At 44.0% G+C, this 15,939-nt stretch carries 14 protein-coding genes; all 14 read left to right on the forward strand.

The genetic code is table 11. The annotated features are described in order from the left end of the window. The first annotated feature begins 123 nt into the window (after positions 1-123). The 14 genes from HMPREF9429_RS05835 to HMPREF9429_RS05900 all read left to right on the forward strand — a co-directional run bounded on the left by HMPREF9429_RS05835 (position 124) and on the right by HMPREF9429_RS05900 (position 15,891). Positions 124-1,914 carry a DUF4127 family protein gene (locus tag HMPREF9429_RS05835; RefSeq protein WP_006942364.1) on the forward strand — a complete coding sequence of 597 codons (1,791 nt, stop codon included), beginning with the start codon at positions 124-126 and terminating at the stop codon, positions 1,912-1,914. A gap of 82 nt (positions 1,915-1,996) precedes the next feature. Continuing rightward, entirely contained in the window at positions 1,997-3,055 is a 1,059-nt protein-coding gene (gene mltG, locus HMPREF9429_RS05840) for an endolytic transglycosylase MltG (RefSeq protein WP_006942365.1), read from the forward strand. Next, a complete protein-coding gene (locus tag HMPREF9429_RS05845; protein ID WP_006942366.1) occupies positions 3,052-3,642 on the forward strand; it encodes an O-methyltransferase in 591 nt (196 codons plus the stop codon). Before mltG ends, HMPREF9429_RS05845 begins: the two co-directional genes overlap by 4 nt. 2 nt (positions 3,643-3,644) lie before the next feature. Continuing rightward, positions 3,645-4,868, forward strand: a complete 1,224-nt coding sequence (locus HMPREF9429_RS05850; protein WP_006942367.1) for a peptidase U32 family protein — start codon at positions 3,645-3,647, stop codon at positions 4,866-4,868. A 20-nt stretch (positions 4,869-4,888) separates the two neighbouring features. After that, positions 4,889-5,119: a DUF4911 domain-containing protein gene (locus HMPREF9429_RS05855; protein ID WP_232216651.1), complete on the forward strand. Its 231-nt coding sequence runs from the start codon at positions 4,889-4,891 to the stop codon at positions 5,117-5,119. A gap of 18 nt (positions 5,120-5,137) precedes the next feature. Continuing rightward, complete coding sequence (locus HMPREF9429_RS05860; protein ID WP_006942369.1) at positions 5,138-7,258, forward strand: DNA topoisomerase III; 2,121 nt, start codon at positions 5,138-5,140, stop codon at positions 7,256-7,258. 19 nt (positions 7,259-7,277) lie between these two features. Then, positions 7,278-8,804, forward strand: a complete 1,527-nt coding sequence (locus tag HMPREF9429_RS05865; protein WP_006942370.1) for a cobyric acid synthase — start codon at positions 7,278-7,280, stop codon at positions 8,802-8,804. Next, positions 8,801-9,745 (forward strand): adenosylcobinamide-phosphate synthase CbiB, encoded by a 945-nt coding sequence (gene cbiB, locus HMPREF9429_RS05870; protein ID WP_006942371.1) that lies wholly within the window; start codon positions 8,801-8,803, stop codon positions 9,743-9,745. The genes HMPREF9429_RS05865 and cbiB overlap by 4 nt, the downstream gene beginning before the upstream one ends. 2 nt (positions 9,746-9,747) lie before the next feature. After that, positions 9,748-10,590 (forward strand): GHMP family kinase ATP-binding protein, encoded by an 843-nt coding sequence (locus tag HMPREF9429_RS05875; RefSeq protein WP_006942372.1) that lies wholly within the window; start codon positions 9,748-9,750, stop codon positions 10,588-10,590. 2 nt (positions 10,591-10,592) lie between these two features. Further along, entirely contained in the window at positions 10,593-11,669 is a 1,077-nt protein-coding gene (locus HMPREF9429_RS05880; RefSeq protein WP_050777771.1) for a pyridoxal phosphate-dependent aminotransferase, read from the forward strand. Between the two features lie 198 nt (positions 11,670-11,867). Continuing rightward, positions 11,868-13,202 carry a branched-chain amino acid transport system II carrier protein gene (gene brnQ / locus HMPREF9429_RS05885; RefSeq protein WP_006942374.1) on the forward strand — a complete coding sequence of 445 codons (1,335 nt, stop codon included), beginning with the start codon at positions 11,868-11,870 and terminating at the stop codon, positions 13,200-13,202. A gap of 68 nt (positions 13,203-13,270) precedes the next feature. Next, the gene (locus tag HMPREF9429_RS05890; RefSeq protein WP_006942375.1) at positions 13,271-14,662 is read left to right on the forward strand and encodes an amino acid permease; all 1,392 of its coding nucleotides are present in this window, start codon (positions 13,271-13,273) and stop codon (positions 14,660-14,662) included. Between the two features lie 128 nt (positions 14,663-14,790). After that, complete coding sequence (locus tag HMPREF9429_RS05895) at positions 14,791-15,246, forward strand: DUF3290 domain-containing protein (RefSeq protein WP_006942376.1); 456 nt, start codon at positions 14,791-14,793, stop codon at positions 15,244-15,246. 3 nt (positions 15,247-15,249) lie between these two features. Continuing rightward, positions 15,250-15,891, forward strand: a complete 642-nt coding sequence (locus HMPREF9429_RS05900; protein WP_006942378.1) for a DUF421 domain-containing protein — start codon at positions 15,250-15,252, stop codon at positions 15,889-15,891. The last annotated feature ends 48 nt before the right edge of the window (positions 15,892-15,939 follow it).

Consider the following 15,939-nt stretch of genomic DNA (forward strand, 5'->3'; position numbering starts at 1 on the left):
GCTGACATGACTATTCATTGGTTCGGTAACAGTTTTTTGGTATAATAACTACGTATTCGGCTGTAAGTAAGGAGTGATTTTGTGAAACGACTGAATAAGTTTTTCAGTGCAGTTCTTTGCACTATGGTTTTAATGGGCTTGTCGACCTCGGCATATGCCAAAACGATTTTGTATGTACCGCAGGATGATCGTCCTGTTGATTATGCATATACTGTAAAGACCGCAGAAGATGCCGGTTATACTGTATTGACCCCGCCTCGCCAATATTTGTCGGGATCCAACTTTCACGGTTCTCCCGATGAGTTAATGAATTGGGTAGAAACACATGCGTCCGAAGCGGATGCCATGGTCTTATCCGTCGATTCTCTTGTTTACGGCGGCCTTGTTGACTCTCGTAAGCATAATCTCGATATGAATACAATTATGAATCGACTGAAAAATGTGGAATCCCTGCATGGCAAGTACGGCCATACTCCTATTTATGTTTTCAGCACAGTTATGCGTAGCCCGTGGGCCGGCGGAAAGGGTGTTGAACCGGACTATTATTTGCAGACGGGCAATGATATTTACCAGTTGGCAGCCTTGCAGAACAAGGCTGATACGGGAACGTTAACGCCTGAAGAACGGTCTGACTGGTTTGCAATTATGAGTCGTGTACCTCTTGAGTATTTGCAGGATTGGTATAATCGTCGCAAGAAGAATATGGCTGTTAACTATAGACTTATAGATGATGCGAAAAACGGTATATTTACCTATTTCAGCTTGGGTCATGACGATAACTCCGCACATACACAGTCGGCTTTGGAGGCCAAGTATTTGGAAATGCGCGGTAAAGACGTACCTAAGACAGCCTTCGGTTCCTTCCCGGGAGCTGATCAGCTCGGATTATTACTGATCACACGAGCCAATAATGATTTCAATAATTATCACCCGAAGGTGACGGTTATTTACCCCCTGGGCGGGGGAGAAAAGACGGTTCCCAGTTATGATGGACAGGCCATCGGTAAGACTATAGCCGAACATATTGAAGCTATAGGCGGAACCGTAACCGATTCGGAAAAGCCCGACTTGTTATTGGCTGTCAATACACCGTTGACGACATCGACGACAGAATCGAACAGCTTCGAAAATTTCCCGATTATGTTGGATTCGACGAAAGAATTCTTGGGACACATAGAATCTGCCGTCAAAGCGGACATTCCCGTAAGTATCGTTGACATGGCTTTTTCCAACGGTGCGGATAATACCTTGGTATACGGCTTGTACCAAGATAAAATGATGTATAAAGTAGCGGCTTATAACGGTTGGAATACGGCGAGCAATTCCGTCGGCTACGGGTTGTCTCAAGGTATTTTGTCACGATATATGAGTGAGTCGGCTCATAAAGATATGCTGACGACAAACTATCTCGATAATTGGGCTTATCAAGCCAATGTGAGAAACTACCTGTATCGCATGCAAAAATCGATGGAAGCCGGTAGATTGCGCCGTTATTATCCTACTGAAATGGGTGAACTTCAAGGTCTTGCCAAGTTGGAACTTCAGAGGTATGCCCAGACCTATCTTGAAGTAGATCCCAAGACTGTAGAGGTAACCTTGCCGTGGAATCGACTTTTTGAAGTGTATGTAGATGTACATAAGCAGTCGAATGTACATCTTGAATCGGATATTCGGAATACGAAAGATCAGGAAATACTTGAAGACTTATCGGCTCAAGTAAAAGCAGCTGAAAAAGCCTATGAAAATGCTAAAACAGAAGGTAAGGGCAAGCTTGACGCGATTACGGATGCACGCCTGAAGCAAGCTGTTGATGAAGCTAAAGGTAAGTATGATACGGAAGTAAAAACGCAAGAAGCCAATCGGAATAACCAGTCCCTTGCGGCACGGAATCGAACTTGGGCACCGTCGAACTGAATAATTTAATAGAAATACCTGTAAAGCCTGTAGAATAGTGGATTTCTTTTATTCTACAGGTTTTTCATGTATAATAGGGCACATGGAAAAAGACAAAAAGACGGCTTCACAGCTCCTTGCGGTAGAAGCAAAAGGAAAAAGTAAATCAAATAAGGGTAAAGTCTATATGGTCATTTCGGCAGTTCTGGCAGTAGTCGTTTTTTTGGCGGGCTTTTACTTTATTCCCACCGTGTGGCAGCCTGAAAAACATGCCTATATTGAAGTAAAAGCGGATATGACGGGTACTGAAATTGCCGACGAGTTGTCTGAACGGGAGCTTATATATAATGCCGCCGTTTTTCGTGTAGCCATGGTCCTTACGGGTCAATCATCGAAACTGAAACTTGGTGAATACGAAATCGATTCACATATGAGCATGAACCAAATCATGACAAAATTGACAAGCGGTGCTTCCGATTCGTATCGGATAGTTATCCCCGAAGGATATACGGTTCGCAAAATTGCAAAAGTAGTTGCGGCACAGACCAATATTTCCGAAGAGGAATTTTTAGCGGCCGCCTCCGATGCATCCTTACTGTATCCTTATATGAAGGGGAATCGTCAGGTTACGTATGTTATGGAAGGGTTTTTGTTTCCCGACACGTACTATGCTCATCACGATGTAACGGCTAAGGAGCTGGTACAGATGATGCTGAAAAATTTCGATACACGTTTGACTTCGTCTATGCGTAAGAAAATCGATGAAGGAAATTTGTCTATTTATCAATTTGTCACCTTGGCATCGCTGGTGGAAAAGGAAGCGAAGTATGATGAGGATAGACCTTTAATCGCCTCGGTTTTTCAAAATCGCCTGAAACGTCATATGAAGCTTCAATCGGATGCCAGCGTTTCCTATGCTTCGGGAGACCACAAGTATGAGTATACTCTTGATGAGATTATGTATGATTCGCCGTATAACACGTATGTTTACGAGGGCTTGCCTCCCGGACCTATCGGTAACCCCGGGATAAAGAGTATGGAGGCTGTTTTGAATGCTCCTGCGACGAGCTATTTATATTTTGTAGCCGATAAAGAAGGACATAATTATTTTGCTATGACCTATGAAGATCATATGAAAAATGTCCGGAAATACATGCAATGATAAATTTACTTCATGAAATAAAAGAATACGGCGTTCAGCAGGGGTTACCGATTTTGAGAGATTCGGAAATACCCTTGCTGCAGCGCATATTGCGTATGGCTAAGCCTAAAAATGTGCTGGAAATAGGTACTTGTATAGGCTATTCGACATTGCTGACGGCGCAATGCCTTGACGATGATGCTGTGATTACGACTGTTGAGTTATCAAAAGAACGGAGCTTAACAGCACAAGAGTATGTAAATCGCTCGCCTTATAAGGACCGTATTCATTGCATTTGCGGGGACGGCACGGAATTTATTGAACATGCTGAAGGACCCTGGGATTTTGTATTTCTTGACGGTCCGAAAGGTCAGTACGGCCGACAGACAAGGTTGTTGCTTCCGCGGTTGACTACAGGAGCCGTTATTGTAGCTGATAATGTACGCTACCATGATATGATATATACGAACGGATACTTACCTCATAAGCACCGTACGGCTATACGAAAACTACGAGAATTTACACGGCTTATCGAAGATGAAAGCCTTTTTTTTACGGCTGTTTTTGAAAACGGTGACGGATTGACCGTATCACGGAAGAAGGGGTAACTATGAAAAAAATGGAATTATTGGCACCGGCGGGAAATCCGGAGAAATTAAAGTTGGCTTTTCTATACGGGGCCGATGCGGCATACTTAGGAGGAACTTCCTTCAGTTTACGAGCTTTTAGTGATAATTTTACGCCTGAGCAAATAAAAGAAGCTGTAGAATATGCACACTCTTTGGGAAAGAAAATTTATGTGACGGTCAACATATTTCCGTCAGATGAGGATTTTCAATATTTGCCGGATTATTTACGCTATTTGGAGTCTATTGATGTCGATGCCGTCTTAATTGCCGACCCGGGAATTTTCAGATTGTGTCGGGAAGTAGCTCCGAATCTTTCGATTCATGTGTCGACACAGGCCAATACGACGAACTGGTCTGCTGTCCGTTTTTGGAAAGAGTGCGGTGCGGAGCGTGTTGTCCTGGCACGGGAAGTGCCGCTTAGGGATGTTAAAGATATTTATGAAAAAACGCATATGGAACTGGAAGGTTTTGTTCACGGGGCTATGTGCATCTCCTATTCGGGACGTTGTCTTTTGAGTAATTATTTTACACAGGACAGAGATTCCAATCATGGTGAGTGCGTACAGTGTTGTCGTTTTAAATACAGTCTTGTGGAGGAAAAACGGCCGGGCGAATATTTCCCCGTAATGGAAGACGAACGGGGAACCTATATTATGAACTCAAAGGACATGTGTCTTATCGGGCACTTGCCGGCTTTGTATGAAGCGGGACTTTCAAGCTTAAAGGTTGAAGGACGAATGAAGAGTCTGCATTATGTAGCTACCGTTATTAAGACGTATAGAGAAGCTATGGATGCGTATGAAGCCGATCCGGAACATTTCTCGGTCCGTGCTGAATGGTTGGAAGAGTTGGAAAAAATATCTCATCGTCCGTATACGACGGGATTTTATTTCGGTCGTCCCGATGAAAATGACCAAGTATATGCTAAATCAAGTAATGTACAGACCCATGATTTTATCGGGCTCGTAAAGTCATACGATGAAGAGTCCGGTCGAGCATGTATTGAACAGAGGAACTTTTTTAAAGTCGGTCAGGATGTCGAGTTTTTAATGCCCCACGGGCCGGTTGTGCATATGACTGTCACGGAGTTGACGGATGGCGACGGAAAACCCGTAGAGGCAGCCAGACATGCACAGGAAACCGTGTATTTAAAAACCGAGGTGCCTTTGGAACCGTATGCTATGATGCGAAGGAAAAGTAAGTAATCGTGTTATATAAAGAGTATGTGTATTTTCAAGTAGAGCCGTCCGAAATGACGCTCGTTAACAGAATAACGGAAGGTCTTGACCACTTGGGAGTGTTAACGGCCTTAGACGGCAAGAAGGGAATCGCCTGTTTGCGTACTACGGAAGATACGGCTGTCGAGGCTCGTCGTTTGTTGTCGGATTTACCCGTTTCCGTACGCTTGCTTACGTATGAAGATATTGTAAAGACGTTCGGAATCGACAAAGCGTGATAAGAGAGAGATTCGTTTATGAAGGTATTTATAGCGGAAAAGCCGAGCATGGCACGGGAACTGGCAAAATGTCTTCCCGACCCGAAAAAAAGAGAAAACGGATATATTCGTACAGGCGGTGGTATTGTTACGTGGGCTTACGGGCATGTACTGCAACAGGCCGAGCCGGATGCCTATAATGAATCTTATAAGACCTGGCGTACAGAAGATTTACCCATTATTCCCGAAACGTGGAAACTCATTGTATCTCCGAGTGCCAAAGACCAGTTCGAAATTATAAAGGGGCTTATTGAGCAAGCCGATTCCATTGTCAATGCCGGTGACCCCGACAGAGAAGGTCAGCTTTTGATAGATGAAATTCTCGATTACGTGGGAAATACAAAGCCTGTAGAGCGTATTTTGCTAAATGCCCTCGATGAAAAGAGTATTCATGAATCTTTGACGGATTTACGGGATAACAGAGATTTTAAACCGCTGAAGGATTCGGCCTTAGCCCGCAGTCGTGCCGATTGGTTGATGGGGATGAATCTTTCCCGGGCTTATACGTTGGCGGCTCGTAGACAGGGGCATAAGGGCGTTTATCCTGTTGGCCGCGTTAAGACGCCGACGTTGGCGCTTGTCGTAAGACGACAGAGGGAACTGGATCACTTTGTTCCCGTCACTTATTATGTTGTAAAGGCCGATTTTGATTACGGTTCGGGAACTATAACAGCTCAGTGGCAGGCTAAAGATACTCAGGGTGGACTTGATTCGGAAGGACGCTGTATTGATAAACAGACGGCGGAAAATATTCTTGCTAAGACGGAGGCTGCCGTTAGTGGGACAGTAACTGAACGCAAGGTGACACATAAGAAAGAGAATCAACGGTTGCCGCATTCTCTTTCGTCCCTACAGATCGCGGCAGGCAAGAAATACGGCTACAGTCCGCAACAAGTACTAGATACGGCACAGCAGTTGTATGAACGAAAATTTACAACCTATCCCCGCTCGGATTGTGAATATTTACCTTTAAACCAGCGCCGAGATGTGCCTAAAATCTTGGAAAATTTGGCGTCGTCCGGACAAGCGGATTTGGAAAATTGGGTAAAAGGTGCGGATAAGGGCCTAAAAAGCCGGGCTTGGAACGACTCCAAAATCACGGCTCATCATGCCATTATTCCTACTACCGTTCGTTGTCCTTATGACAGTTTGACTCCCATACAAAAAAATATATATTTTCTTATCGCACAGGCTTATATTGCCCAGTTTTACGGTGTTCATGAATACGACAGTCAGCGCATTATCATTAATTGTGCTCAAGAAGATTTCGTAGCTCGCGGTAAAACCGTTACCGCTCTCGGGTGGAAAGAGCTGTATAGTCGGGATAAAAGTGATGACAACGAAGAAGACAAGGATCAATTGCCGGTTCTGAAAAAAGGGACGACAGTTTTTTATAAGTCCGGTATAACAGAAGAGAAAGAAACGAAGCCGCCTCAGCGCTTTACGGCATCCACCTTGTTGGCGGCGATGAAAGAAATTTATAAATATGTGAAGGATGACGGTCTGAAAAAGAAACTCAAAGAAGTCCAGGGAATCGGTACGGAAGCGACGCGGGCGACGATTATTAATGAATTAATCGGTCGCAAGTTTTTATACGAAGAAGGTAAGAAAAAGTATTTGTGTCCGGCCGATTCGGCATATATTCTTATTGATGCGTTGCCCGATGAATTGGCTTATCCCGATGAGACTGCCATTTGGGAAGAACGGCTTCATTTAATGAGTATAGGCAAAGACGATTTACAGTCTTTTTTGAAAGATCAAGTAGAATTTTTGCGTACACTCATACAAAAGGCGGGGCAAGGTGTTGTCAAAACTCATGCGGAAGGAAAGCGGTGTCCCCGATGCGGTTCGGTTATGATAAAAAGAGCCGGCAAATACGGCGAATTTTACGGCTGTACGTCTTATCCGAAATGTAAGCATACGGAACAAATTATACCGAAGGCTGTAGATGAAAGTACCGATTATACTTGTCCGCGGTGTAAAACGGGTCGATTTGTACGTATGGACGGTCCTTATGGTCCTTACTGGCTCTGCAATCATCCGGGTTGTAAGACCAAGTGTGCCGATGTAAAGGGACGTCCCAGTATTTATCAAAAGTGATTTAAAAGGAGATACGGTAATGGCGTCATATATTATGTTCCAGGGAACAGGATCGCATGTAGGGAAAAGTATTTTAACGACAGCTCTTTGCCGTATTTTTGCTCGTGAAGGCATGCGTACAGCTCCTTTTAAAGCACAAAACATGGCTTTAAATTCCTATGTTACACCGGACGGCAAGGAGATGGGTAGAGCCCAAGTTGCTCAGGCGGAAGCGGCCGGTCTTATTCCTGAAACGGACATGAATCCCGTCTTGTTAAAGCCGGTAGGAAACAGTCGATCGCAGGTCATCATTAACGGGATTCCTGTAGGGAATATGACGGCTCGCGAATATCACTTGTCGTATTGCATGAAGGCTTTTGATGCCGTTAAATCGGCTTTGGCTCGTATGGATGATACTTACGATATACTGGTTATCGAAGGGGCCGGCAGTCCTGCGGAAGTAAATCTGAGAGATACGGATATTGTGAATATGCGTGTAGCCAAGTATTTACAGGCTCCCGTATTTCTCGTTGCCGACATAGACCGGGGCGGATCTCTGGCGGCGCTTGTCGGAACCTTGGCATTGCTCGAGCCGGAAGAACGGGAGCTTGTCAAAGGGCTTGTTATTAATAAGTTTCGAGGGGATATCAGCCTTTTTGAACCGGCAGTCCGATTCTTGGAAGAAAAGACGGGAAAGCCTGTTATCGGCGTCGTTCCTTATATAGAAAATATGGGAATCGATGAGGAAGATTCCGTGTCCTTACATGATATGAAGCAACAGGTGACGCACGAAGATGTGAATATTGCCGTTGTCATGACACCGAAAATTTCTAATTTTACAGATTTCGACAGTCTGGGACAAGAAGACGGCATCGGCTTATATTATGCGGATACGCCCGAAAAATTAAAGGATGCGGATGTCATTATTTTACCGGGTACGAAGAATACACTTGAAGACTTGCAATATGTGCGAAAAAGCGGCATGGAAGCGGAAATCTTCAAGGCTTTAAAAAAAGGGGCCTTTATCGTAGGTATCTGCGGCGGTTATCAGATGTTAGGAGAGCGTCTTTGTGATCCCCACGGTGTGGAATCGAGTGTTCAAGAGATTTACGGCCTCGGCCTTTTGCAGGCGGAAACAACCCTGGTAAACACTAAATTAACGGCACAGGTACAGTGTCGATGTGTAAAGTTACGTGTAGGGGACGTAGTGATTGACTGTTCCGGTATGCGAGGGTATGAAATTCATGCAGGTCAGACGGTAATGAAAAGGGAGCAAGTTCGTCCGTTTTTGATTACATCCCGACACGGGCTGGATTGTAGCTTCGAAGACGGAGCCGTATCTGAGAACGGCCATGTCTGGGGGACCTATGTACACGGACTTTTTGATAATGACGATTTTCGTCACGCCTTTATTAATGCCGTGCGTTTGCATAAGGGGTTGAGTCCTTTGACCAGAGGGAACTCCTATTCGGCACAAAAAGAGGACAACTATGATCGCTTGGCAAACATTGTAGAGACCCATATGAATATGGATAAAATCAGGGAAATTATAAGAGGTGAGCGATGATTACTCTTATAACGGCGTTTATAGTTGACAGTCTTATAGGGGATCCGCAAACCAGGTTTCATCCCATTGCTCTTTTGGGAAGATGTATTGCTGTTTTGGATAAGCTTTTTTATAACCGTAAGTATTCTCAGAGAATGCAGGTTGTCGGCGGCGGAATGGTATGCCTATTTATTTTATCCTTTACCTATGCCGTAATGTTTGCAGTTGTTAGCATCTTTGATTTGTTGGCGGTAAGTATATTTGCAGATGTGTTTAAGGGGATTGTTCTGGCTTTTCTCATTTGCCCTAAAAGTCTGGCTCAAGCAGCTACGGCTATTCGTAAAGATTTGCAACAGCGACATTTAGAGGTAGCTCGTCATAAAGTAGGATACATTGTCGGCAGAGATACACAAAATTTGAGTGCCGCCGAAGTTTGTCGAGCTGTTATTGAGACCGTGGCGGAAAATACGAGCGACGGTATCATAGCTCCGTTATTTTATTATTTTATAGGCGGATTACCCGGAGCCGCCGTATATAAGGCTGTCAATACTCTTGATTCCATGATGGGGTATAAGAATGACAGATATTTATATTACGGGCGTGTGGCCGCTCGTATTGACGATATTTTCAACTATATTCCCGCACGTCTGACGGGAATTTCTTTTGTTGCAGCTGCCGCTTTAGGGGAAAGTGACTCCAAAAAGGCTTTTCAGATTATGCTTAGGGATGCACGTAAACATCCCAGTCCCAACGGAGGGTATGCAGAGGCCCCCGTTGCCGGGGCCTTACATATACGTTTGGGCGGATATAATTCATATTTCGGCACAACATCTTTCCGTGCTTATATGGGAGATGATGATGAACCGTTGGAAGCTGAAAAAATACGACAGGCTGTTCATTTGATGTATACTGCGACTGCTTGTGCAGTCATTTTCATGTCTTGTGTTTATTGGTGGGTGTAAGTATGGGATTTTCCGTTACCGTTCCTGCCGGATGCGGCGAATTTTTACAGGGCCGAGTAGGCAATAGAAGTGTCATTATTTCGACACCGGTCAATGCTTATGTAAAGGCTATCGTAAATGACGGCATATATGACGAAAAACTGTTGGGTAAAAAGTCGCGTCAAGCTGTACAACGGGCAGACTCTATTTGCGGAGGCAGGCCTTTTGACAAGGTTCTGGAAATACAGTCGGATATCCCTAAAGGGAAGGGAATGGCATCCAGCAGTGCGGATATAGGCGCTTGTGCTCTTGCCGTTGCCCGTCATAAGGGGCGTTTTTTTTCGGATGAAGAGTTGTGCCGTTTAGCTGTTTCTATTGAGCCTACGGATCCTGTTTTTTGCCGGGGTGTGGTGGCCATGGACCGCTACAGCGGGCAACTTTTACGACGTTTCCCGGCACCTCGCCTGGTATACTATACTTTTGACTGCGGCGGAATGATAAATACGCAGGACTTCTATAGTACGGGGACAGTAGAAGATGAGCCCGATGTGACAGACCTGTACAAGGATTTATGTCGTAATAACGGGGATATAGATACGTGGTGCCGAGTAGCCACAACTTCGGCCTTGGCCAATCAGAGTAGGGTTTTTAAAAGCGAACTTCCCGATTTTTATGAGACAGCACAAAAAATAGGGGCCTACGGTATAGGAACGGCTCATACGGGGACCCTTTTGAACATGATCTTTAGCAGTCGCGGGTACGGGCAGAAAATAAAAAAGGTGCTGTCGCAGAGCCCGTTAAAAGATTTGAATTTTATAGGTGTTTTTGAAACGATTGGCGGCGGATACGTTTTTGAGGAGAGATGAATATGTCTTTTTCACACGGAGGAAATGTATACGATGAGGAAGGGAAGCTTAAAAATTGGGTAGATGTAAGTGCCAATATTAATCCTCTCGGCTTGTCGGAGCCTGTAAAAGAAGCTATTATCACGTCTGTCGATATGCTCGTTCATTATCCGGACCCGGAGGCAAGAGCCCTTAAAAACGCGTTGGCAAATCATTACGGAATCTTGAAGGAACGACTGATTTGTACGAACGGGGCAGCCGAATTGATGTATATTTACTTTCATACATTCAAACCGAAAAAAGTTATTATACCCGTGCCCTCGTTTGATGAGTATGAAAAAGCGGCCAAAGCCGGAGGTGCTCATATTACTTATGTATATACGCAACAGGATGACTTTAACAGTAACTTGATGCGGATGGCGGAAGCGGCCGGAGAAGGGTCCGTTATTATCTTGGGAAACCCCAACAATCCGACAGGTAGCCTGATAAAAAAAGAAGATATGGAGGCCGCTGTCAAAGAGGGAATAAAAAAGAATCTTCGCTTTGTAGTCGATGAGTCTTTTTTGGATTTTCGATATGATGAAGAGCGGTTTTCCGTCAAAAACTTAACCGGCATATACAAAAATCTTTTAGTTATTCGTTCATTAACCAAGTTTTTTGCCTTGCCTGGATTGCGTCTGGGTTTTGGGACGGCGTGTGAACATGATATTAAAAAAATGGAAGGGCATAAGGATTGTTGGAATGTAAACAGCTTGGCCCAAGTTGCCGGCACGGCGGCCTTGACAGATGGAGAATATATACGAGAAAGCCGCAGACTCTGTGAAGCTGAACGGGTTTATATGAAAACACGGTTGCAAGAAATTACGGAAGTCCATGTCACGGGAGGGAGCGTAAACTTTATACTCATACAACTCTTACGGCCTTATCATACGGCCGAAAAAGCTGCGGACTACTGTAAACGTCACGGTATACTGATTAGAAATTGTCGTAATTATAGAGGCTTGAACGGTGAATTTATTCGTCTGGCCGTTCGCGACCGGATCACAAATAACCACGTTATTAGAATAATTAAAAATTATATTAATAATGAGAAAATGTAAATGCTTAACGCTTTTTATAATCAAAGAAGAATAAAATTAAAAAAAAACGTTTAAGTAGGTGATTTTTAAATAATCTTATGATATAATGACGACATCATTAAAGTGTGCTTTTTCTCAATATGAGGAATAGCACTTTTGGGTAAAGTTCGTTATATGGGTATGACGATCCTATTATTATGAGAACGGAGTGTGGTATTAATGAGTGAGCAAAAAGACAATAAGCGATTTATTGCCGTAGGCCTCATGCTATTCGCTCTCTTTTTCGGAGCGGGGAACTTGATTTTCCCGGCATCGATGGGACAGCATGCAGGGGAAAATGTTTGGTGGTCCGTATTGGGCTTTATTATTACGGGTGTAGGGTTGCCTCTTGCCGGCGTTCTTGCCATCGGCTATTCGGGCTGTAAGAATTTACAGGAATTGGCCGGTCGTGTTCATCCTAAGTTCGGCCTTTTGTTTACAGTCGTATCTTATTTAACTATCGGGCCTTTCTTTGCAACGCCGAGAACCGGCAGCGTATCGTATGAAATTGCCGTACGCCCCTTCCTGGAAAACGGCGGTTCGGATTTGAATATGACTATTTTCCTCGTTATCTTCTTCGTCATTACCTATTGGCTTTCCGCTTCGCCTTCCAAGTTGGTTGACCGTATCGGTAAGATTTTAACTCCTGTATTGTTACTTACTATTTTAGCCTTGATTGCAAAGTCCTTTATTTCGCCCTTGGGGGATCCCGGTGCGGCGACGGCTGCCTACGGAACGCCTGCCTTGGCAGTAGTTCAAGGGATTTTAGACGGTTATAATACAATGGATGCTATTGCATCATTGGTATTTGCTATTCTCGTAGTCGAATTCGTTGTGGAAGCAGGTGCATCGACGCCCGGCGAGATTACGTTGGATGTATTTAAATCGGGTGTTATTGCCGTGGCTTGTTTGGCTTTTGTTTATATCTTTGTCGCTAAAATCGGTGCAGACAGTGTTGTAGCTATTGGTATGCAGGACACAGGCGCTCCCGTTTTGACAAAATCGGCTCAGATCCTTTTCGGTAACGTAGGAGCCATGATTTTGGCAGTCATCGTGTTACTTGCCTGCCTGTCAACGTCCATCGGCTTGGTTACGTCTTGCGCTACCTATTTTGAACAACTTATAGGCGGAATGAGCTATAAGGCATATGCCGTATTGTTCTCCGTTATTTCCTTTGCCGTAGCTATGTTCGGCTTGAAGACGATTATTTCGGCGGCAATTCCCGTTTTGATGTTTATTTATCCTATCGTTGTGGCTCTCGTTGTCCTTACGTTCTTACACAAGTTCTTTAAGGGACGTCAGTGCGTATACGGATGGACTATCGGCCTTACCTTGATTCCTGCTTTGGTTACAGGTTTTGAAACGGCTGAAATTTCTCTCGGAGCTATTGATGTATTCTTTAACTCTACGGTTCCTCTACATTCTTTAGGCATGGGTTGGGTATGCTTTGCCGTCGCCGGTCTTATTATCGGCCTCGTGCAGGCTCAGGTAACATCATCAACTAAAGAAGCTTAGAATGGTAAAGAGAAACCTCCTTTTACTAAGGAGGTTTTTCTTTTTAAATGATTTAGGAGTGGATTGATATGGATATTTTTGAACGTAAGCCTTATCAGGAGTTCATGCATGACTCTCAAGATAAAAAGTTAAATCGCGTCTTAGGGGCCTTTGATATTACGATCATGGGGCTGGGGATTATTATCGGCACGGGGATTTTCGTCCTCACCGGCATCGGTGCCGCTAAATATGCAGGCCCCGGACTGATGTTGTCTTTTGTACTGGCGGCTATTACTTGTGCCTTCGTATGTATGGCTTATTCGGAATTGGCTACCTTTTTGCCCGTATCAGGAAGCTCTTATACTTATGCTTATGCGTCTTTAGGTGAAATCTTCGGCTGGTGGGTAGGCTGGAGTCTTATCCTTGAATATTCTGTCGGAGCCAGTGCCGTTGCAGGCGGCTGGTCGGCATATTTTGTGGGAATTTTGCATTCCTGCGGAATTGAACTTCCCAAGGTGTTGACAGCCGTTCCGGCTGACGGGGGTATCATTAATTTACCTGCCTTTGTTATTGTTTTGCTGGCCACGGGTTGTCTTATTTTAGGTGTAAGAGAAGGAGCAAGGGTTAACAGAGTTCTCGTAGTTATTAAAATCGTGACTATTTTTGCATTTCTCTTTTTCGCAGGCCCTCATATTGACCCTGTAAACTGGCAACCCTTCCTGCCTTTCGGTTTAGACGGTGTTGTTGCCGGAACGGCCGTGCTGTTCTTTGCTTATTTGGGCTTTGATGCCTTGTCTACGGCGGCTGAAGAAACGAAGAATCCTGAACGCAACATGCCCATAGGTATTATTTCGGCTTTAGCTATTTGTACGGTCTTGTACATCGCTGTTTGTGCGGCTATGACAGGTGTTGTACCTTATCCCGAATTGGATACGGCGGCACCGGCTTCATACGTACTTGAATATATCGGCTTACGAGCAGGTTCGGCACTTATCGGTACAGGTGCACTTTGCGGTTTATCAACCGTTGTTTTGAATATGCTTTTCGCACAGAGTCGCGCTTTGTATTCTATGAGTCGTGACGGCTTGATTCCCAAGAGTTTATATACGGTTCATGAAAAATATCATACGCCGTATCGCCTTTTGCTTATTATCGGCATTATAGTATCTCTGGTAGCAGGCTTTACGCCCATTCATATCGTGGCGGAAGCTTGCAGTGCCGGAACAATTTTTGCCTTCCTTTGTTCTTGCGTCGGCATTATGGTTTTGCGTCGTATATATCCTGATATTCCCCGAAGCTTTAAGTGCCCGGCAGTCTATCTCGTCGCTCCTTTAGGCTTTATCTTCTGTGCATTTATTTTTGCACATTTATCTTCCCATACGTTGGTTCTTTTTGTAGGTTGGTCGATATTAGGCGGTATCATCTATGCCGTTTACGGACATAAACACAGCCGTTTGCGCAACGGTAAGGAAGTTGCGTAATATTTATTTAAAAGGCCGTAACGAAGAGGTCGAAATCTCTCGTTACGGCCTTTTTATTTGGTGTTGTACATAATGAGATACAGCGTTTATAATTAAAAAAATCAGTAACGACAGAAAGGAAGAAAAAGATGGATTTTTACACCTATGCTTATATAGACGGGCAGGTACATACCACCTATCTTTATCACTATGCAGTCCTGCTCGGCGTGACTTTGGCGTGGCTCATAGCCGGCATTAAGTATATGCGTAACCGGTTGCAAACCAAGTATCGTGATTTGACGATTATTTTTTTACTCATCGGTATTTTTTTGGCCGGAGCTAATTGGCAGAGTTTTTCGCGGACCAGGCAGTCTACAGAGGATATGTCCCGCATGTCTGCCTTCTTAGAAAATTTCAGTTACAATTTAAACGTTCCGAAAGACCGGTTGTCAGTTAATTCATTGCGGCTTAAAAACGGCATGGTTGTAAGGACAGGAGCTAATGAGTACTATTCCGTCGATTTCAGCGATCGTGAAACGGCGTATAAGGTTGAACGAATTTATATGATTAATGCCGATGTGCATATTATCAATGAACAGGAGTAAACTATGATTGAATATTCAATGATTTTTGCTAAACTGGGCATAGGTTTGTTGGTTATTATTTTTCAAATCAATATTATGGGGAAGGGCAACTTGGCCCCAACGTCGGCTTTGGATCAAGTTCAAAACTATGTTCTCGGCGGTATTATAGGCGGTATTATTTATAATGACAGCATCGGAATTCTGCAGTTCCTCTTAATTCTCATCGCCTGGACAATTCTTGTTATGGTTTTGCGCTATGCTAAGGGAAACAGCAATTTTGTTCATAAGCTGATTGACGGAGACCCCATTCTGGTCATCGACCACGGAAAAATCTTAACCGATGTATGTATGCGAGCGGGTTTGAATGCCGGCGATCTTCATTTAAAATTGAGAAGTGCCGATGTATGGCGTGTTGAAGATGTCTATCGCGGAATTTTGGAACAAAACGGTCAGTTGACCATTATGAAATATGATGATAGACACAATCGCTATCCTCTCATTGCGGACGGAAACATTAATGAAAGCGTTCTGGAACTTATCGGTAAGAATAAAGAATGGATTGAAGAACGAGCTGCCGAAAAGGGGTATAAGGTAAATGATATATATTTGGCAGAGTATGATGACAATGATATAAGTATTTACGCTTATGCAAAGCAGGGTGAATAAAAAGAACCCTTAACGGTATTATTCCGTTAAGGGTTCTTTTTTCGTTTC

This window comes from Megasphaera micronuciformis F0359, assembly GCF_000165735.1.
Lineage (GTDB): Bacteria > Bacillota > Negativicutes > Veillonellales > Megasphaeraceae > Megasphaera > Megasphaera micronuciformis.

Excerpts from the sequence above, each read along its gene's own strand:
- HMPREF9429_RS05835 (WP_006942364.1), top strand. The coding sequence starts at position 124 with ATGGTTTTAATGGGCTTGTCGACCTCGGCATATGCCAAAACGATTTTG.
- mltG (WP_006942365.1), top strand. The coding sequence starts at position 1,997 with ATGGAAAAAGACAAAAAGACGGCTTCACAGCTCCTTGCGGTAGAAGCA.
- HMPREF9429_RS05845 (WP_006942366.1), top strand. The coding sequence starts at position 3,052 with ATGATAAATTTACTTCATGAAATAAAAGAATACGGCGTTCAGCAGGGG.
- HMPREF9429_RS05850 (WP_006942367.1), top strand. The coding sequence starts at position 3,645 with ATGAAAAAAATGGAATTATTGGCACCGGCGGGAAATCCGGAGAAATTA.
- HMPREF9429_RS05860 (WP_006942369.1), top strand. The coding sequence starts at position 5,138 with ATGAAGGTATTTATAGCGGAAAAGCCGAGCATGGCACGGGAACTGGCA.
- HMPREF9429_RS05865 (WP_006942370.1), top strand. The coding sequence starts at position 7,278 with ATGGCGTCATATATTATGTTCCAGGGAACAGGATCGCATGTAGGGAAA.
- cbiB (WP_006942371.1), top strand. The coding sequence starts at position 8,801 with ATGATTACTCTTATAACGGCGTTTATAGTTGACAGTCTTATAGGGGAT.
- HMPREF9429_RS05875 (WP_006942372.1), top strand. The coding sequence starts at position 9,748 with ATGGGATTTTCCGTTACCGTTCCTGCCGGATGCGGCGAATTTTTACAG.
- HMPREF9429_RS05880 (WP_050777771.1), top strand. The coding sequence starts at position 10,593 with ATGTCTTTTTCACACGGAGGAAATGTATACGATGAGGAAGGGAAGCTT.
- brnQ (WP_006942374.1), top strand. The coding sequence starts at position 11,868 with ATGAGTGAGCAAAAAGACAATAAGCGATTTATTGCCGTAGGCCTCATG.
- HMPREF9429_RS05890 (WP_006942375.1), top strand. The coding sequence starts at position 13,271 with ATGGATATTTTTGAACGTAAGCCTTATCAGGAGTTCATGCATGACTCT.
- HMPREF9429_RS05895 (WP_006942376.1), top strand. The coding sequence starts at position 14,791 with ATGGATTTTTACACCTATGCTTATATAGACGGGCAGGTACATACCACC.
- HMPREF9429_RS05900 (WP_006942378.1), top strand. The coding sequence starts at position 15,250 with ATGATTGAATATTCAATGATTTTTGCTAAACTGGGCATAGGTTTGTTG.